Here is a 17,480-nt window from a genome sequence, read left to right as displayed (position 1 = left end):
GTGTTGATTTGTGGGCCAGGGTGTTTGGCTGCGCCCGCACCCGTCTACCCACGTTTGTCGCGCCGGACGGCGGGCGACCGCGCCAACGCCATCCGGGAATTCACGCCATCCTACGCGGGTTGAGCAGGGAGAACAGTCACTGGAAGGACGCTTCATGGAAGCTTGGGACGCGATCTGTGCGCGACGCAATGTGCGGGAGTACCAGCCGCGGGCGATTGCCGGGGAGGATCTGGACCGCATCGTGGAGGCCGGCTGGCGCGCGCCGTCGGCGAAGAACCGGCAGCCGTGGGACTTCGTCATCGTCACCGACCGGACCCAGCTGCAGGAGCTGTCCACGGTGTGGCGGGGCGCCGGCCACATCGCCGGGGCGCCGGCGGCGATCGCGATCGTGGTGCCCGAGCCGCCCGACGAGCGCCGGCTGGTCACCGACAACTACGACGTCGGCCAGGCCACCATGGCGATGATGATCGCGGCCACAGACCTGGGCATCGGGGCCGGGCATTCGTCGGTGGGGGATCAGGACAAGGCGCGCGCCATCCTCGGCGTGCCCGACGGTCATCTGGTGGCGTTCCTACTCGGGGTGGGCTATCCCGCCGATCGCCCGCTCACCCCGATCCGCAAGCCGAACCGCCGGCCGTTCACCGAGGTCGTGCACCGCGGCCGTTGGTGAGCGCGCAGCCGAAAAACGTTCGGCGCCTTGTCGAGTCGTAAGCTGATAGGCGTGCATGACCACCGGGGCGAATACGGAGTCGACGGGTCCTTTCACACGGTCTCGGCACGCGCGCAGGCGATAGGCATCGGCGCCCAGGCCGCCGGCCTGGCGGTGTGGGCCGGGATCAGCTGGGCGCGCGGCAAGCGGCGCAGGGCCGCGCTGGCCGCGCTGTCGAGCGCCGGCATCGCGGCCAACACCGCGTTGTACATCTACGCGACGCGGGCCGGGAAATTCGTTGTGTGGGACCGGATTCTGAGCGATCTGCGGCTCGCCGGCGACGAAACCCTGCTCGATCTGGGCTGCGGTCGGGGTGCGGTGTTGCTGGCCGCGGCCAAGCGGTTGCCGCGGGGCCGGGCGATCGGCGTCGACCTGTGGCAGGCGGACCAGACGGACAACTCCGAGCAGGCCACGCTGGCCAACGCGGCGGCCGAGGGCGTCGCCGACCGCGTCGAGCTGCACACCGCCGACATGACCGCGCTGCCCCTGGCCGACGAGAGCGTCGACGTGGTGGTGAGCAACCTCGCGATCCACAACATTCCGACGCGCGCCGGCCGGCGCCAGGCGCTCCACGAAGCGGTGCGGGTGCTGCGGCCGGGTGGCCGGCTGGCCATCGCGGATCTGTGGGAGACGCGTCAGCACGCGGCCCGGCTGCGTGAGCTGGGCTGGCGCAACGTGCGGCGGCGCAACCTCGGCTGGCGGATGTGGTACGGCGGCCCCTGGTTTTCGACGCGGATCGTCACCGCCACGAAACCCGAATAGTCAGAACAGCAGCGGGTCAACCGGCTCGGCCATGGAACGGATTATGGCTACCCCCCGACGCGGCGTGCATGCTGGGACGCATGACGAGAAACCAACTCACCGAACAGATCGTCGTCGCCCGGCTGGCCAAGGGGCTGACCTGGCAGGAGCTGGCCGACGCCATCGGCCGCCCGCTGCTGTGGACCACCTCGGCGCTGCTCGGACAGCACCCGATACCGGCCGAGCTGGGCCGGATCCTCGTCGACAAGCTGGGCCTCGACGAGTCGGCGGTGCCGGTGCTGGCGGCGCCGCCGATGCGCGGCGGCCTGCCCACCGCCGTGCCGACCGACCCCACCATCTACCGCTTCTACGAAGCCCTGCAGGTCTACGGCGGCGCCCTCAAAGAGGTGATCGCCGAGCAGTTCGGCGACGGCATCATGAGCGCGATCAACTTCAGTGTCGATCTGCAGAAGAAACCACACCCGTCCGGAGACCGGGTGGTGGTCACCTTCGACGGGAAATTCCTTCCCTACCAATGGGTTTCATCGGAGCAGTAGGTGACGTCCAAGATGGAGCCGGCGAAGCCGGTGGACCTGGTGCTCTCCGGCGGCGGCGTCAAGTTCATCGGTCTGGTGGGTGCCATCGTGGCGCTGATGGATGCCGGCTATTCGATCAAAAGGGTCTCCGGGGTCTCGGCCGGCTCGGTGGTGGCGGCGATCCTGGCGGCCGGCTGCCACGCCGGCGAGCTGACCGGCGCGCAGGTCAAGGAACTCGCCTTCTCCGTCCCGCTGCACAAATGGCGCGACGCCGGGCCGGTGCCCTATCTGGGTGCGGCGTGGGGGCTGGCGCGGGACACCAGCATGTACCGCGGCGACGTCGCGCACGACTGGATTCGCAGCGAGCTGAAGAACTTCGGGGTCAGCACCTTCGGCGACCTTGTCTTCGACGGCGACGATCTGCCCGACGAGCGCCGCCGCCGGCTGGTGGTCACCGTGGCCGACGTCACCGCGGCCCAGCTGGTGCGGCTGCCGTGGGACTACCGGCGGCTCTACGGCCTGGACCCCGACGAGCAGCCGGTGGCCGACGCGGTGCGCGCCTCGATGGCCATCCCGTTCTTCTACCGGCCGGTCAAGCTGGCCAGAGCCGACGGGACCGCCTGCACCCTGGTCGACGGCGGGGTGTTGTCGAATTTCCCGATCGACACCTTCGACCGGCCCGACGGCCGGGCGCCGCGCTGGCCCACCTTCGGGATCACGGTCATGCCGAGCCCCACCGAGGGCATCGGTGCGGTGATGCCGGCCCTGAAACCGCTGCGCTTCTTGCCGCAGACGGCGCTGTTGGAAAGCCTGCTGATCACCATGCTGGCCGGCCACGACCAGACCCATCTCAGCCAGCCGTGGGTCGCCGCCCGAGCCATCGCGGTGGAATCGACGAACGTCGGCGTGCTCGACTTCGACGTCCCCAGGTCTCGCCTGGAAGAGCTGTACGACAGCGGCTACGCGGCCGCCCAGGCGTTCCTGTCGACCTGGGACTGGCAGGCCTACCTGGACCGGTTCCGGTATCCGGGCGGGCGCGGGTGAAGTGACGGCCCGGCGCGCACGTGCCACACTGGCGGCGAGGAGGCGAGCAACGCGGTGGCGGCGAGCAGCGGCCACCGCGTTCGCCTCTCAGTTCATCAACACCTGCGGCGAAAGCTCCTTGAGCATCGCGTTGGCCCAACGCATCTGGCGCAGCGTCTCGGGGTGACAGCGCGACGCCAGGCCCAGCAGCTCGGCATCTTTGGCCGCCTGCGCACCTTGGGCCAGCAGCTCCCAGTCCAGCGACACGCCGGCGGCCAGCCGGTGGATCCGGCGCAGGTCGGCCAGCAGCACCAGCCCGGGTTCCGGCCGGTGCCGCAGCAGACCGCTGATCCGCTGCTGCACGACACCGGTGCGCGCAGCGGTGTGCGGATCGGCGGACAGCCGCAGACCGTAGTGGCGGCCGTGCCGCGCGAGCTCGCCGAGGTGCCGGTGCGACCAGCCGGCCAGGTCGCGGGCCAGGTGGCAGATGTCCTGGTCGCTGTGGTGCCGGGCGGCCATCACGGTCAGTTGGTGGGCCAGCTTGCGTTCGGAGCGGTGCAGTTCGCGGATCGCCAGCCTCAGTTTCATGACGGGCTCCCGGCCGCGACGGCCTCGCTCACCGGCGCCGCCGTGTGGGTCGGGGCCATGTCGAGCCGGGCTGCGGCCGTTTTGAAGCTCGGCTGCTTGGACGCCGGGTCCCAGTCGGTCACCGTGAGTTCGTTGCCGGCCCGTTGATGATCCCCGCCATCCCGGTCCCAGTAGCCGTAGTGGAAGGGCACGAACAGCACCCCGTCGCGGATGCCGCCGACGCGCGCGGCGCAGGTGATTCGGCCGCGCGGAGTGCTCACGTGCACCAGATCGCCGGCCTCGATGCCCAGGCGGCGCGCGTCGCGTTCGGAGACCTCCACCCACACCTCGGGCGCGGCATCCTGAAGCTGTTGGGCCCGAGCCGTTTTCGTGCGGGTGTGAAAGTGGTAGATAGTGCGGCCGGTGATCAGCGCGAACGGGTAATCCGGGCCGGGCCGCTCGTGCGGGGGCAGGTATTGCGCCGCCTTGATGATGGCCTTGCCGGACGGGTTCAGCGAGCGGTACTCGTCGGGCTGCAGCGGGGCGCCCGTGATCAGGTCCTTGCCGTACGCCTCGCAGTAGTCGGGCGCGGCCGGAAATCTCCCATCCTCATACAGCCCCTCGATACCGTCGGGATGATCTGTGTTGCACGGCCATTGGATGCCGCTACCGCCACGCAGCTTCGCGTAGCTCAAGCCGGTGTAGTCGCACGGTCGGCCCGCGCTGCATTTCTTCCACGCCTCGAACGCCGACTCCGGATCGGTCCACGGCGGAAACGGCCGGCCGTCCTTGTCGCGGAAATCCATCCGGCGCGCGTAGTCCAGGAAGATCTCCAAGTCCGAACGCGCGGAACCCGGTGGCTCCACGGCCTTTTCGGACAGGTGCACCGTGCGGTCGGCGTTGGTGAAGGTGCCCGTCTTCTCCGCCCACGCCGCGGCCGGCAACACCACGTCGGCCAGCGCGGCGGTCTCGGTCAAGAAGATGTCCTGGACGACGAGGAACAGCCGCTGCTGCGACAGGATGTCGCGGATGCGCGGCAACTCCGGCAGCGACACCGCGGGGTTGGTGGCGGTCACCCACAGCATGCGCAGCGTCCCCTCCTCGGCGAAGCGGAACATCTGCATGGCGTGCGTGGGCGGACCGTAGTGCGGGATCTGCAGCGGCTCGAGATTCCACAGGTCCGCCAACTCGGCGACGTGGGAGTCGTTGGACCAGTTACGGAAACCGGCCAGGTCGCCGTCGGCGCCGCACTCGCGGGTACTCTCCGCGGTCGGCTGTCCGTTCATCTGCAGCACCCCGCAGCCGGGCCTGCCCAGCATGCCGCGCACCAGGTGAATGTTGTTGACCGGCACGGCCGCCGCGGTGGCCTGGTGCGACTGGTAGAAACCCTGCAGCACGGTGGACAGTAGCCGCTGCGCGGTGCCGATCAGCCGGGCGGCCCGCCGGAGGTCCGTGGCGGCCACACCGCAGATCTCGGCCACCCACTCGGGCGTGAATTCGCTTACCCTGCATTGTAATTCGTCGAAACCCACGCTGTGCGCGTCGATGTAGTCCCGATCGATCCAGCCGTTGCCGATGATCTCGTGCAGCAGGCCGTTCATCAGCGCCACGTTGGTGCCCGGCAGCGGCGCCAGGTGCACGGTGGCGTGCCGGGCGACCGGCGTCAGCCGGGGGTCGACGCAGACGATGGCCGGCGGGTCGCTGCCGGCCAGCCGGTCCAGCATCCGCGCCCACAGCACGGTCTGCGTCTCGGCGACGTTGTGCCCGAACAGCGCGATGACGTCGGCGTGGTCCACGTCGGTGTAGGACCCGGGCTGGCCGTCGCAGCCGAACGATTCCTTCAACGCCTCGGCGGCCGTCGCGGTGCACAGCCGGGTGTTGCCGTCGACGTGGTTGGTGCCGATCGCCCCGTGCGCGATGGCCGCCTGGGTGTAGTACTCCTCGGCGAACAACTGCCCGGAGGTGTAGAAGCCGATCGAGCTGGGGCCGTGGCGGTCCAGCAGTTCGCGGCTGCGCGCGACGATCCGCTCCATCGCGGTGTCCCAGTCGCACGGCCGCAACGCGCCGCGCACCCGGAGCAGCGGCGTGGTGAGCCGGTCGGCGGAGGCGTTGGCCTGCCAGCCGAACAGATCCTTGGGATCGAGCCGGCCGTGGTTGACCCGGTCGACGGCGCGCCCGCGCACCCCCACGATCCGCCCGTCCTTGACGGCGATGTCCAAACCGTCGCCGTTGGAATGCAATACCGCCGCCGATTGCACCCAGCGGTCCACCGACTCGGCGGTGACCCCGTCGGCCAGATAGGTGTCGATGCGTTCCGGCCATCGGGTGCCGGGCGCATAGGGTGTGCGCGTCCCCCACGGGTTCGCGATGCGATCTGTTGCCACACCGGTGACTTCCCCGGTCGTTGCGGCCGAAACGCCGAAATACGCTCCGGGCCTACAGGCCGAATTCGGCTTCGATGCCGTCGATCCCGGCGCGGATGGCCGCCAGCGCGTCGGCGCGGGCCCGCAACTTGGTGGCGGCGTGGGCGCGCTGGTTCAGCTCGGCGAATTCGGCGGCGGCCTCCTCGGCGCGGTCGACCACCACCTCGGGCAGCACGATCTCGTCGACAAAGCCTGCGGCCAAAGCGGTTTCACCGAAGAACGTCTTGGCCAGCCCGCTGGCCTGCTGGTAGGCCGACGGCGTGAGCCGCAGCTTCATGATCTCCATCGCGGCATACGGGATGACCATGCCGATCGCGACCTCGTTGGCCTGGATGTTGTAGGCGTGCGCGGCCACCCGGTGATCGCCCGACGACAACAGGAACGCGCCCATCGCGATGGCGTGCCCGGTGCAGGCCATCACCACCGGCTTGGGATACGACAGCAGGCGATAGGCCAGCTCGAACCCGCCGCGCAGCATGTTGACCGCGGGCTGCACCTCGCCGGACGTGAGGATCTTCAGGTCGAAGCCGCCGCTGAACACCCGCTCGTTGCCGGTGATCACCAGCGCCCCGGCGTTGTCCGCCTCGGCCCGGTCGATGGCCTCGCCCAGGGCCTGCTGCATGGTCGGGCCCAACGCGTTGACCTTGCCGTCGTCCATCCTGATGACGGCGACGGGGCCCTTGGTGCTGTAGTGGACCGGGCCGCTCATGAGTTGCTCCTTGCCGTCACGCCGGCTGGCTGTGGTGCTTGCCCAGGTCGTCTTCGGCGTTGCTCCAGCGCAGGCTGACATCGGTGGGTTCGTCGAGTTGGCGGCTGCGCCACCTGTCTTGGGTTTCCCGGACCGCGGCGTTGATCCGTTCGATCTCGCTGCGGAACACCTCGGGACGGGTTTCCTTGCTGGCGTAGTGGAAGTAGGTGAGCAGCCCGCGCAGCAGCTCCAGCTTTTCCTTCTCCCGCTTGGCCAGGTCGTGGGTGGTCATCAACTCGATGCGCTGCACGGGCGGCAGGGCGTCCCAGTCCAGCACGACGTCGGTGTGCAGCGGCGTGCGTTCCCGCTGCCAGAACCGCCGGCCGCCGGCCGGCGCGGGCCGGTCGTAGTAGGTGACCGTGCCGGTGAAGCGGGATTCGATGCCGCTGCCGATCTCGGCGCGGTCCAGCGCGGAGTCCCACACCGTGCGCCACTCCTGGCCGGGCGCCAGCACCGGCAGCTGGCGGGGCAGCCGCAGTTCGACGACGTCGGCGTAGCCGTCGGTGGCGCTCTCGTATTCGGCCACGGTGGGCGGATTGTCGAAGGAGAATTCGATGTCGTAGGCAGCGGTCTGGCCGAAGTTGCGGACCACCAGTTCGATGACGTGCCAGTCGGCCGGGTGCGGCTCCATGAACATCGCGACGTGCGGGCGGGTCTGCTCGGCGGCCGCCCGGCGATTGCGGGCGATCTGGCTGTTGGTGAAGATCAGCGTGATGACGGCGAGCGCGATCGCCGCCCATGCTGCCCACGCGATCCAGGTGCTGGACCCGACGTGCGTGACCCCATGCCAGCTGTCCTGGATCCAACCCATGGAATCCACCCTCCGCTTATATCACAGGGCCGGCCGCGGGGTGATCACGATCGAGCGATCACCGGACGGCTCAGCCGCCCATCAGCATCCGCCATTGGTCAAGGTCGGAGGCCCGGTAGACGTAGTTGGACCGCTTCACCTCCGACAGCGAGGCGCTCGGCTCGGCCGAGTACCAGTGCCCGGGAAACACCGTCGGGTCCCCGGGAAGCTTCGCCAGCCGTTGCAGGCTGCGGTACATCTCGTCGGAGTCGCCGCCGGGAAAGTCGGTGCGCCCGCAGCCCTCCAGGAACAGCGTGTCCCCGGCGACCAGCCGGCCGTCCAGCAGGAAGCACTGGCTGCCCGGCGTGTGACCGGGGGTGTGCAGCAACTCGATCTCGATGTCGCCGACGCTGACCTTGTCGTGGTTCTCGTGGGCGGTCAGGTCGCTTGCGCTGATCCCGGTGACCCGCGAAACCCACAGCGCCTCATGGCTATTGACGTGCACCGGCACCGGCGCCCGCTCCAGCAGTTCGGCCAGGCCCGCCAGCGTGAACCCCATCATCGAGCCGCCCACGTGGTCGGGGTGGTGATGGGTCACCAGCACGCCGGACAGGTGCATGCCGTCGGCCTCGAGCGTGTCGAGCAGGTCGGAGGCGGCGTAGGCGGGGTCGACCACCACGCAGTCCCCGGTCTGCCGGTCACCGATCAGGTAGGCGAAGTTGCGCATCTGCGTCGCGAACATGTCGCCGGCGGCGAAGTCGCGACCGGAGAGCAGTTGGCGAAAGTACAGCCGGTCGTCGGACACCTGACCAGACTATGACGCGGCCGCGGGTGGCCCGCCACCCCTTGCGGATTCGGCCGGCCGGACTTTGCCGCACACGGCTTGCCAGCAACGGCTTCGGCGGGTGGTCAGTGGGTATTGTTGCCGCATGAGGAAGAAGGTTGAAATCGAGGTCGACCTCGAATTGGTCGATGAGGCGATCCGCCGCTTCCATCTCGCCGACGCCCGCGAGGCCGTCAATCTCGCGTTGCGGACCCTGCTGCACGAGGGCGATTCCGTCGCATCCGAAGACGAGTACGACGAGTTCAGCGACCTCAGCGCCTGGCAGCCTCGGCGGAACGCCGAAAGCGGCTGATCGGCATCCGGCGTGGTTTGGTGCCGCTGCGAACCAGGCTGTACCCTCTTCTAGGCCCGCGCGACTGGTCGCTTCGGGTGAACGGCCCCCTTAGCTCAGTCGGTAGAGCGTTTCCATGGTAAGGAAAGGGTCAACGGTTCGATTCCGTTAGGGGGCTCGGCGGACGCCGAGCAGGCGTGGCGGCCCCGACCCCAAAAGGGGTGGCCAGAGGCGATGTAGCTCAGTCGGTTAGAGCGAACGACTCATAATCGTTAGGTCGCCGGTTCGAGTCCGGCCATCGCTACAACCCAACAGCACGGATTTTTTCACGAATCGAGGCAGAACCGTCATGGCTTCCAGTACCGACGTACGGCCGAAAATCACCTTGGCGTGCGAGGTGTGCAAGCACCGCAACTACATCACCAAGAAAAACCGCCGGAACGACCCGGACCGACTGGAGCTGAAGAAGTACTGCCCCAACTGCGGTAAGCACCAGGCGCATCGGGAGACACGCTAGCGGCCGGCCGCGCGCGTTCACTCCGATTGACTAGGTAGTTTAAGAACCGTGCCGTTAACCACAAACCTCGTCGGGATGCACTACCGCTACCCCGACCATTACGAGGTGGAGCGGGAGAAGATCCGCGAGTACGCGGTCGCCGTGCAGAACGACGACGCGTGGTACTTCGAGGAGAAGGCGGCCTCCGAGCTCGGCTACAAGGGCCTGCTGGCCCCGCTCACGTTTGTCTGCGTCTTCGGCTACATGGCGCAGTCGTCGTTTTTCAAGCACGCCAACATCGCGGTGAAGGACGCCCAGATCGTCCAGGTGGACCAGGTGTTGAAGTTCTACGCCCCGCTGGTGGCGGGCGACAAGCTCTACTGCGACGTCTACGTGGACTCGGTGCGGGTGTCGCACGGCACCCAGATCATCGTCACCAAGAATGTCATCACCAACGAGGCCGGTGACGTCGTGCAAGAGACCTACACGACCCTGGCGGGCCGTGCCGGCGAGGATGGAGAAGAGGGATTTACTGATGCCACTGCGTGAGTTCAGCTCCGTGAAGGTGGGTGACCTGCTTCCGGAGAAGGTCTACCCGCTGACCCGTCAGGATCTGGTGAATTACGCGGGGGTGTCCGGCGACCTGAACCCGATCCACTGGGACGACGAGATGGCCAAGGTCGTCGGCCTGGACACCGCGATCGCGCACGGCATGCTGACCATGGGCATCGGCGGGGGCTACGTCACCGCGTGGATCGGCGACCCGGGCGCGGTCACCGAATACAACGTGCGGTTCACCGCCGTGGTGCCGGTGCCCAACGACGGCAAGGGCGCCGAGCTGGTGTTCAACGGCCGGGTGAAGTCGGCGGACCCGGAGACCAAGTCGGTCACCATCGCGCTGACGGCCACCACGGGCGGCAAGAAGATCTTCGGTAGGGCCATCGCGTCCGCGATCCTTGCGTAGGCCATGGCGCTCAAAACAGACATCCGGGGAATGATCTGGCGCTATCCCGACTACTTCGTTGTGGGGCGCGAACAGCTGCGTCAGTTCGCCCTGTCCGTCAAGAACCGCCACCCGGCCCACTTCTCCGAGGACGCCGCCGCCGAACTCGGCCACGACGCGATCATCGCGCCGCTGACCTTCGCGACCATTTTCGCCAAGCTGGTCCAGCTGGATTTCTTCCGGCACGTCGACATCGGCATGGAGACGCTGGTGATCGTGCAGGTCGACCAGCGGTTCGTGTTCTCCAAGCCGATCAAGGCCGGCGACAAGCTGTGGGCGCGGATGGACATCGTGTCGGTGGACGAGCGGTTCGGCGCCGACATCGTGGTCACCAAGAACATCTGCACCAACGACGACGGTGAGCTGGTGCTGGAGGCCTACACCACGCTGATGAGTCAGTTCAACGGCGACCAGTCGGCGAAGCTGCGCTGGGACTCCGAGTCCGGCCAGGTCGTCAGAACGGCGTAATTGGTATCTGACTCCCGCTCCGATGTACACTCGGGCCTCGGGGTTTTCCCAGCATCAGCGCGCTTTCCGTGAGTCGAGCAATCGGGAGGCGCGCGTGTCATGTAAGCCCCGGTAGGTAAGCGCAGGTTGGCCTGCCAACCGCGAAGGGGCGTAGCTCAACTGGCAGAGCAGCGGTCTCCAAAACCGCAGGTTGCAGGTTCAAGTCCTGTCGCCCCTGCTGAACAGGGATCCGTGTCATGGTGGACACTGGAAGACATGCCGCCACTGATGGGACGGCTCTTGGGGTACTAGCAAACAAAGGAGCATGCGGTGAGCGACGAAGGCGACGTTGCCAACGACGCCGCAAGCGACGGCGCTGACACGACGGACGACCGCGCCGGCGGTGGCCGGACCGCGGTGGTGACGCGGCCGCAGCGCCCTACCGGCAAGCGGTCACGGCAGCGGACGGCGGGGGACGCCGACGCGGAGCCGTCGGACGAGGCCGAGGTCTCCGCGCCGGAGAAAGCCGAGAAAGCCAAGCGCAAGAAGGCCGCGAAGCCGAAGAAATCCGCGGACACCCGGGCGAACCCGTTTGTGTTCGTCTACAACTACCTCAAGCAGGTCGTTGCAGAGATGCGGAAGGTCATCTGGCCCAACCGCAAGCAGATGCTCACCTACACCTCCGTCGTGCTGGCCTTCCTGGCCTTCATGGTGGCGCTGGTCGGCCTGGCGGATTTCGGCCTGACCAAGCTGGTGCTGCTGGTGTTCGGCTGAGCGAGTGACGCCGCTTTGAAAGTGACAGAGAGGACTCAACCCGTGACTACCTTCGACGGTGACCCGTCCGCGGGTGACGCGGTCGACCTGAGGGAGACCGACGAGGCCACCGAGGCCGCCGACGAGGCCGCCGAGACCACCGAGGACGCCGCCGAGTCGGCCGAGACGCAGGGCGAACCGGCGGAAGAGGTCGACCCGGCCGCCGCGCTCAAGGCCGAACTGCGCAGCAAGCCCGGCGACTGGTACGTCATCCACTCCTACGCGGGATACGAGAACAAGGTCAAAGCCAACCTGGAAACGCGGGTGCAGAACCTCGACGTCGGGGACTACATCTTCCAGGTCGAGGTGCCCACCGAAGAGGTCACCGAGATCAAGAACGGCCAGCGCAAGCAGGTCAACCGCAAGGTGCTGCCCGGCTACATCCTGGTGCGGATGGATCTGACCGACGACTCGTGGGCCGCGGTGCGCAACACGCCCGGGGTCACCGGGTTCGTCGGCGCGACGTCGCGCCCGTCGGCGCTGTCGCTCGACGACGTGGTGAAGTTCCTGCTGCCGCGCGGCGCGACGAAGAAGGTCGCCAAGGGTGCGGCCAGCACCGCGGCCGCCGCCGAGGCGGGCGGCCTGGAGCGTCCGGCCATCGAGGTCGACTACGAGGTGGGCGAGTCGGTGACGGTGATGGACGGACCGTTCGCCACCCTGCCGGCCACCATCAGCGAGGTCAACGGCGAGCAGCAGAAGCTCAAGGTGCTGGTGTCCATCTTCGGCCGCGAAACGCCGGTGGAACTGACCTTCAGCCAAGTCTCCAAGCTCTGAACCGGCGCCGGCGCCGGGCACAAACCAGGAAGGACAACAACATCTCATGGCCCCGAAGAAGAAAGTCGTCGGGCTGATCAAGCTCCAGATCCAGGCGGGGCAGGCCAACCCGGCGCCGCCGGTCGGGCCCGCGCTCGGTCAGCACGGCGTCAACATCATGGAGTTCTGCAAGGCCTACAACGCCGCCACCGAGAACCAGCGCGGCCAGGTCATCCCCGTCGAGATCACCGTCTACGAGGACCGCAGCTTCACGTTCGCGCTCAAGACCCCGCCCGCGGCCAAGCTGTTGCTCAAGGCCGCCGGTGTGGGTAAGGGCTCGGCCGAGCCGCACAAGAACAAAGTCGCCAAGGTCAGCTGGGACCAGGTCAAGGAGATCGCCGAGACCAAGAAGGCCGACCTGAACGCCAACGACATCGACGCCGCGGCCAAGATCATCGCCGGCACCGCCCGGTCGATGGGTATCACCGTCGAGTAGTCCGAGCACGACGGAGCGGGGCGAGGAACGAGGCCCAGCGTAGGAGTGCGAAGGGCTTATTCGACGAGAAACAACCCCGTGGGAGGGCCAGCTTCGGCCCGCCAACCACGACCCAACACCAGATTGGATGAGTCAATGAGCAAGCGCAGCAAGGCATATCGCGCGGCCGCCGAGAAGGTGGACCGCGACAACCTCTACACCCCGTTGCAGGCGGCCAAGCTGGCCAAGGAGACGTCGTCGACCAAGCAGGACGCGACCGTCGAGGTGGCGATCCGGCTCGGCGTCGACCCGCGCAAGGCGGACCAGATGGTGCGCGGCACGGTCAACCTGCCGCACGGCACCGGCAAGACCGCCCGGGTCGCGGTGTTCGCCGTCGGCGAGAAGGCCGAGCAGGCGCAGGCCGCCGGCGCCGACATCGTCGGCAGCGACGACCTGATCGAAAAGATCCAAGGCGGCTTCCTGGACTTCGACGCGGCCATCGCCACGCCCGACCAGATGGCCAAGGTGGGCCGCATCGCCCGGGTGCTCGGCCCGCGCGGCCTGATGCCCAACCCCAAGACCGGCACCGTCACCCCCGACGTCGCCAAGGCCGTCGCCGACATCAAGGGCGGCAAGATCAACTTCCGGGTGGACAAGCAGGCCAACCTGCACTTCGTCATCGGCAAGGCGTCGTTCGACGAGAAGGCCCTCGCGGAGAACTACGGTGCCGCGCTGGACGAAGTGCTGCGGCTCAAGCCGTCGGCGTCCAAGGGCCGGTACCTGAAGAAGATCACCGTGTCGACGACGACGGGCCCGGGCATTCCGGTGGACCCGTCGATCACCCGCAACTTCGCCGAGGCCTAGGTCCCTCCGCGAGAGTGCAACTGGCGACGGCCGTTCTCGGGAAATGCGTCGCCAGTTGCACTTTCGGCAGCTGAAGTGCACTCGGCGATGCGCCGCCTCAGGAATTCGCGGCCCGGCTCGGATCCGTTGGACTGCAACGCGATTCGGTACCAGGGCAGCGCCTCGGCGGGCCGCCCGGCGCGCCGCAGGAGATCGGCGCGGAGCGTCGCGATGAGATTCGAGCGTTCCAGCTTAGGTTCGTCCACCTCCTCCAAGGCGGCTAAGCCGGCGTCGGGACCGTCGCGCAGCCCGATCGCCAGCGCCCGATTCGCGGCCACCACCGGTGAACGGGTCAATTGCCATAGCCGGTCGTAGGCGGCGCAGATGGTGACCCAGTCGGTTTCTTCCCAGGACGGCGCGGTGGCGTGCAGCGCGGCGATCACCGCCTGCGGCAGGTAGGCGCCGCTCGACCCCTCGGCATAACGCAACCGGTCCAGTCCGGCCGTGATGCGCCGGCGGTCCCAGCGCGTACGGTCCTGCTCCTCGAGCGGCACCGGCACACCGTGGGCGTCGACCCTTGTGGCGCGCCGCGAATCGTGCAGCAGCATCAGCGCGGACAGCGCGTGTGCCTCGCGCTCGTGGGGCAGCAGCGCGCACAACTCGGCGCCCAGCCGAATGCCTTCGTCGCACAGGTCGTCCCGGATCGCCGACGGCCCCGCGGTGGACCAGTAGCCCTCGGTGAACACCGAGTACACGCAGCCCAGCACGTGCGGGGTGCGCTCGCCCAGCAGCTCGGCGGGCGGCACCCTGAGCGGGATGTTGGCGTGGCGAACCTTGTTCTTGGCGCGGGTGATTCGCTGACTGATGGCGGCCTCGGACTGCAGCAGCGCCCGGGCGATCTCGGCGACGGTCAGCCCGGACACCAACCGCAGCGTCAGCGCCAGCTGCGACGGTCGGTCCAGGGCCGGGTGCGCGCAGGTGAACATCATCCGCAGCTCGTCGTCGCGCACCGGATGCGGGTCGGCGGCATCGGTGCGCGCCCGAATGTCGTCCAGCACGGCGGCCAATTCCTTTCCGGGACGCGCGGATTCGCGGCGCAGCCGATCGCGGGCGCGGTTGCGCGCGACGGTGACCAGCCAGCCGGCCGGATTGGCGGGCATCCCGTCGCGGGGCCAGGCGCGCAGCGCCTCGGCGCAGGCCTCCTGGACGGCGTCCTCGGCGACGGTGAGGTCACCCGACCACCGCGCCAGCGCGGCGACGGCGGGTCCCCACTCCCGGCGGAAGACGCCGTCCAGGTCGGCCATGCGCCTACAGGTCGGAGACTCCCGCCAGCTGGCGCAGCTGCACCGTGGACGCGGGAATCATGGACGCGATCTTGACGGCCTCGTCGCGATCGGCGGCGCCCAGCAGGTAGATCCCGGTGGCGATCTCCGCGCTCTCCACATACGGCCCGTCGGTGATCAGCACCTCGCCGTCGCGCACCCGCACCGTGGTGGCGGTGGACTTGTCGTGCAGCGCGGCGCCGCCGATGATGTGGTCGCCGGCGGCCGCGTGCAGCTCCGCGTGCTTGGCGGCCACCGCCTCCCACTCCGGCGTGCCGGGCGTGTGGGCGGATTCCGCCGGTTCCAGCAGCAGCGCCAGCCAGTCGTTGCCGGTGATCCTGCGGGACGGCTCGACCGCGTGCACCACCGGCCACAGCTCCACCGCCCCGAACGCGGCGACCGGCACGTCGCGCGCCAGCGCCAGCGCCTCGTCGAGGTTTTCGGCCTCGAAAATGTAGTAGCCGCAGGCCACCTCCGCGGTCTCGGCGAACGGGCCGTCGGTCACCACCGGCGCGTCGGGGCCGCCGGTGATGACGGCCGCGGCCGCGGCGGGCGCCAGCGCGTCACCGGCCTTGATCGCCGGACCGGCCTTGGCGTGGAAGCTTTCCCACGCCGCCATGGCGGCGGCCGCGTCGTCGGGCTTGCGCTCCTGCTCCCTACTGATCAACAGCGCGAAGTACTGCATGTCGTCACCTCCAGGTGGTGAGCGGAACCGTGTGTTCCACTCTCTACCTACTCGACGAACGGCGCAGCCCTAATCCGATAGCCGCCGCGAAAATCAGGCGGCCGCCCCCGGCTTGAGGTAGGTCACCAGGCTGCAGTCGAGCATCTCCTCGGTGAAGTAGTGCTCGCAGCCGCGCAGGTACTTGATGTAGCGGTTGTACACCTCTTCGGAGGTGACCTCGATGGCCTTGTCCCGGTTCGACTCCAGCGTGTCGCCCCAGATGTGCAGCGTCTTGATGTAGTGCGGCCGCAACGAAAGAGGTTCGGGCACAACGAATCCCGCCTTCTCGCCGTGATCGACCATCATCTGGGTGGACGGCAGCCGGCCGCCGGGGAAGATCTCGGTGACGATGAACTTGATGAACCGCGCCGTCTCGAAGCTCAGCTTCTTGCCGCGGGCGGCCAGGTCGTAGGGGTGGTAGCTGACGCTGCTCTGCACGGTCATCCTGCCATCGTCGGGCATGATGTCGAAGGTCCGCTTGAAGAAGTCGTCGTAGTTCTCGTGGCCGAAGTGCTCGAACGCCTCGATGGACACGATGCGGTCGACCGGCTCGTTGAAGTCCTCCCAGTTCTGCAGCCGCACCTGGCGGCAGCGGTTGCTGTCCAGCGAGGCGAGCAGCTCCTCGCAGCGGGCGTGCTGGTTCTTGGATAGCGTCAGGCCGATCACGTTGACGTCGAACCGCTCCACGGCGCGCTTCATGGTGGTGCCCCACCCGCAGCCGATGTCCAGCAGCGTCATGCCCGGCTTGAGGTCCAGCTTGTCCAGGTTGAGGTCGATCTTGGCGTACTGGGCCTCTTCCAGGCTCATGTCGTCGCGCGCGAAGTAGGCGCAGCTGTAGGTCCGGGTCGGGTCCTGGAACAGGCCGAAGAAATCGTCGGAGACGTCGTAGTGCGCCTGGATGTCCTCCGAACGTGTCCGGGTCTTGGTCGGGCTACTCGGTTGCTCAGCCATGTTCGTCCTGTTCTCCTGGAGGAGGCGTTCCTGGCGGTGCGAGTGCGCGTCGCGGGCCCGACCGCGGATGCAAAGTCTACTGCGCTACTTGGTCAGGGTGTATTGGGCCACGTTGGAGATTCCTTTGCGGAACAGCTCCGCGCAGCCGGTCAGGTAGCGCATGAAGCGGTCGTAGACCTCCTGCGACTGGATGGCGATGGCCTGCTCCCGGTTGGCCTCCAGGTTGGCTGCCCAGGTGTCCAGGGTCCGGGCGTAGTGCGGCCGCAGGTACTGGACCTGCTCCAGCGAGAAGCCGCTGGCCTGGGACAGGTCGACGATGTCGGCTTCGCCGCACATCTGCCCGCCGGGGAAGATCTCCTTGCCCAGGAAGTGGAAGAACCGCAGATCCGACATGGTGATCGGGATGCCGCGTTCCTTCCACTGCGACTGCGGGTAGGTGAAGATGCTGTGCATCAGCATCCGGCTGTCGTTGGGCAGGCTCTTGTAGGCCCAATCCCAGAACGCGGGCCAGCGTTCCTTTTTGAACGCGTCGAAGGCCTCGAAGCTGATGATCCGGTCGACGGGCTCGTCGAACTCTTCCCAACCCTGCAGCCGCGCCTCGGCGCGCCGGGTGGTCGGGATCGCGGCCAGCCTCTCCTTGGTGCGCGCATAGTGGTTGCGGCTGAGCGTGATACCGATGACGTTCACGTCGTATTTTTCCAACGCCCGCACCACGGCCCCACCCCAGCCGCAGCCGACGTCGAGCAGCGTCATGCCCGGTTCGAGGTTCAGCTTGTCCAGCCCCAGATCCAGCTTGGCCAGCTGCGCCTGTTCCAGCGTCATGTCGTCGTTTTCGAAATAGGCGCAGGTGTACACCATGTTGGGGTCAAGGAACAACGCGAAGAAGTCGTCGGAAATGTCGTAGGTTGCTTGCGACTCTTCGTAATACGGCTTCAGCTTGGCCATCGGTTACACCCACCCTCCTTCGACAACCGTACAACTCTGTGACTTGGACTGAAAAT

General features: G+C 67.8%; 22 protein-coding genes and 3 tRNA genes. 16 read left to right on the top strand and 9 right to left on the bottom strand.

The window, feature by feature from the left end; all coding sequences use genetic code 11:
• Window positions 1–154 precede the first annotated feature (154 nt).
• The 4 genes from MAA44156_RS19795 (at window position 155) to MAA44156_RS19780 (ending at window position 3,030) form a co-directional block, all read left to right on the top strand.
• Window positions 155–670, top strand: a complete 516-nt coding sequence (locus MAA44156_RS19795; protein ID WP_011726109.1) for a nitroreductase family protein — start codon at window positions 155–157, stop codon at window positions 668–670.
• A gap of 51 nt (window positions 671–721) precedes the next feature.
• The gene (locus MAA44156_RS19790; RefSeq protein WP_009979163.1) at window positions 722–1,471 is read left to right on the top strand and encodes a class I SAM-dependent methyltransferase; all 750 of its coding nucleotides are present in this window, start codon (window positions 722–724) and stop codon (window positions 1,469–1,471) included.
• Between the two features lie 80 nt (window positions 1,472–1,551).
• Window positions 1,552–2,007, top strand: a complete 456-nt coding sequence (gene cynS, locus MAA44156_RS19785; RefSeq protein ID WP_003879402.1) for a cyanase — start codon at window positions 1,552–1,554, stop codon at window positions 2,005–2,007.
• Window positions 2,008–3,030, top strand: coding sequence for a patatin-like phospholipase family protein (locus MAA44156_RS19780; RefSeq protein ID WP_009979160.1), 1,023 nt, complete (start codon window positions 2,008–2,010; stop codon window positions 3,028–3,030). It abuts the gene before it with no gap.
• 87 nt (window positions 3,031–3,117) lie between these two features.
• Here the strand turns inward: MAA44156_RS19780 and MAA44156_RS19775 are convergent, their stop codons facing one another.
• From MAA44156_RS19775 to MAA44156_RS19755, 5 genes are all read right to left on the bottom strand, one after another.
• A complete protein-coding gene (locus tag MAA44156_RS19775) occupies window positions 3,118–3,597 on the bottom strand; it encodes a hypothetical protein (RefSeq protein ID WP_009979159.1) in 480 nt (159 codons plus the stop codon).
• On the bottom strand, window positions 3,594–5,960 hold the full coding sequence (locus MAA44156_RS19770; protein WP_009979157.1) for a molybdopterin oxidoreductase family protein: 2,367 nt from the start codon (window positions 5,958–5,960) through the stop codon (window positions 3,594–3,596). The genes MAA44156_RS19775 and MAA44156_RS19770 overlap by 4 nt, the downstream gene beginning before the upstream one ends.
• 52 nt (window positions 5,961–6,012) lie before the next feature.
• Entirely contained in the window at window positions 6,013–6,708 is a 696-nt protein-coding gene (locus MAA44156_RS19765; protein ID WP_009979156.1) for a crotonase/enoyl-CoA hydratase family protein, read from the bottom strand.
• A 16-nt stretch (window positions 6,709–6,724) separates the two neighbouring features.
• Window positions 6,725–7,558 (bottom strand): DUF8453 domain-containing protein, encoded by an 834-nt coding sequence (locus MAA44156_RS19760; protein WP_003873578.1) that lies wholly within the window; start codon window positions 7,556–7,558, stop codon window positions 6,725–6,727.
• Window positions 7,559–7,628: 70 nt separating this feature from the next.
• Window positions 7,629–8,342, bottom strand: a complete 714-nt coding sequence (locus tag MAA44156_RS19755) for an MBL fold metallo-hydrolase (RefSeq protein WP_009979155.1) — start codon at window positions 8,340–8,342, stop codon at window positions 7,629–7,631.
• Window positions 8,343–8,466: 124 nt separating this feature from the next.
• On the opposite strand from MAA44156_RS19755, the gene MAA44156_RS19750 reads away from it, so the two are divergent.
• From MAA44156_RS19750 to rplA, 12 genes are all read left to right on the top strand, one after another.
• Complete coding sequence (locus MAA44156_RS19750; protein ID WP_003873576.1) at window positions 8,467–8,673, top strand: type II toxin-antitoxin system VapB family antitoxin; 207 nt, start codon at window positions 8,467–8,469, stop codon at window positions 8,671–8,673.
• Window positions 8,674–8,757: 84 nt separating this feature from the next.
• A tRNA-Thr gene (locus tag MAA44156_RS19745) sits at window positions 8,758–8,830 on the top strand.
• A 52-nt stretch (window positions 8,831–8,882) separates the two neighbouring features.
• Window positions 8,883–8,956 (top strand) — tRNA-Met (locus MAA44156_RS19740).
• Window positions 8,957–9,001: 45 nt separating this feature from the next.
• The gene (gene rpmG / locus MAA44156_RS19735) at window positions 9,002–9,169 is read left to right on the top strand and encodes a 50S ribosomal protein L33 (protein ID WP_003873575.1); all 168 of its coding nucleotides are present in this window, start codon (window positions 9,002–9,004) and stop codon (window positions 9,167–9,169) included.
• Window positions 9,170–9,244: 75 nt separating this feature from the next.
• The gene (hadA, locus tag MAA44156_RS19730) at window positions 9,245–9,697 is read left to right on the top strand and encodes a (3R)-hydroxyacyl-ACP dehydratase subunit HadA (protein ID WP_003873574.1); all 453 of its coding nucleotides are present in this window, start codon (window positions 9,245–9,247) and stop codon (window positions 9,695–9,697) included.
• Window positions 9,684–10,112: a (3R)-hydroxyacyl-ACP dehydratase subunit HadB gene (gene hadB / locus MAA44156_RS19725; protein ID WP_003879406.1), complete on the top strand. Its 429-nt coding sequence runs from the start codon at window positions 9,684–9,686 to the stop codon at window positions 10,110–10,112. Before hadA ends, hadB begins: the two co-directional genes overlap by 14 nt.
• A gap of 3 nt (window positions 10,113–10,115) precedes the next feature.
• Window positions 10,116–10,619 carry a (3R)-hydroxyacyl-ACP dehydratase subunit HadC gene (hadC, locus tag MAA44156_RS19720; protein WP_003879407.1) on the top strand — a complete coding sequence of 168 codons (504 nt, stop codon included), beginning with the start codon at window positions 10,116–10,118 and terminating at the stop codon, window positions 10,617–10,619.
• Between the two features lie 144 nt (window positions 10,620–10,763).
• Window positions 10,764–10,836: transfer RNA gene (locus MAA44156_RS19715), tRNA-Trp, on the top strand.
• 92 nt (window positions 10,837–10,928) lie between these two features.
• Window positions 10,929–11,372, top strand: coding sequence for a preprotein translocase subunit SecE (gene secE, locus MAA44156_RS19710; protein WP_009979152.1), 444 nt, complete (start codon window positions 10,929–10,931; stop codon window positions 11,370–11,372).
• A gap of 42 nt (window positions 11,373–11,414) precedes the next feature.
• On the top strand, window positions 11,415–12,185 hold the full coding sequence (gene nusG / locus MAA44156_RS19705; RefSeq protein ID WP_003873570.1) for a transcription termination/antitermination protein NusG: 771 nt from the start codon (window positions 11,415–11,417) through the stop codon (window positions 12,183–12,185).
• A gap of 46 nt (window positions 12,186–12,231) precedes the next feature.
• The gene (gene rplK, locus MAA44156_RS19700) at window positions 12,232–12,660 is read left to right on the top strand and encodes a 50S ribosomal protein L11 (RefSeq protein WP_003873569.1); all 429 of its coding nucleotides are present in this window, start codon (window positions 12,232–12,234) and stop codon (window positions 12,658–12,660) included.
• Window positions 12,661–12,795: 135 nt separating this feature from the next.
• Window positions 12,796–13,503: a 50S ribosomal protein L1 gene (gene rplA / locus MAA44156_RS19695; RefSeq protein ID WP_003873568.1), complete on the top strand. Its 708-nt coding sequence runs from the start codon at window positions 12,796–12,798 to the stop codon at window positions 13,501–13,503.
• Here the strand turns inward: rplA and MAA44156_RS19690 are convergent.
• From MAA44156_RS19690 to MAA44156_RS19675, 4 genes are all read right to left on the bottom strand, one after another.
• Complete coding sequence (locus tag MAA44156_RS19690) at window positions 13,500–14,786, bottom strand: RNA polymerase sigma factor (RefSeq protein ID WP_009979150.1); 1,287 nt, start codon at window positions 14,784–14,786, stop codon at window positions 13,500–13,502. The genes rplA and MAA44156_RS19690 overlap by 4 nt on opposite strands.
• Before the next feature lie 4 nt (window positions 14,787–14,790).
• On the bottom strand, window positions 14,791–15,489 hold the full coding sequence (locus MAA44156_RS19685) for a YciI family protein (protein WP_009979149.1): 699 nt from the start codon (window positions 15,487–15,489) through the stop codon (window positions 14,791–14,793).
• A gap of 93 nt (window positions 15,490–15,582) precedes the next feature.
• Entirely contained in the window at window positions 15,583–16,479 is an 897-nt protein-coding gene (mmaA4, locus tag MAA44156_RS19680; protein ID WP_009979148.1) for a hydroxymycolate synthase MmaA4, read from the bottom strand.
• A gap of 84 nt (window positions 16,480–16,563) precedes the next feature.
• Window positions 16,564–17,424, bottom strand: coding sequence for a cyclopropane mycolic acid synthase family methyltransferase (locus MAA44156_RS19675; RefSeq protein WP_003873564.1), 861 nt, complete (start codon window positions 17,422–17,424; stop codon window positions 16,564–16,566).
• Window positions 17,425–17,480: the final 56 nt, after the last annotated feature.

Source organism: Mycobacterium avium subsp. avium (genome assembly GCF_009741445.1).
Lineage (GTDB): Bacteria > Actinomycetota > Actinomycetes > Mycobacteriales > Mycobacteriaceae > Mycobacterium > Mycobacterium avium.
Note: the sequence above shows the minus strand (reverse complement) of the source record. Positions and strands in the feature narration are given on the sequence as shown.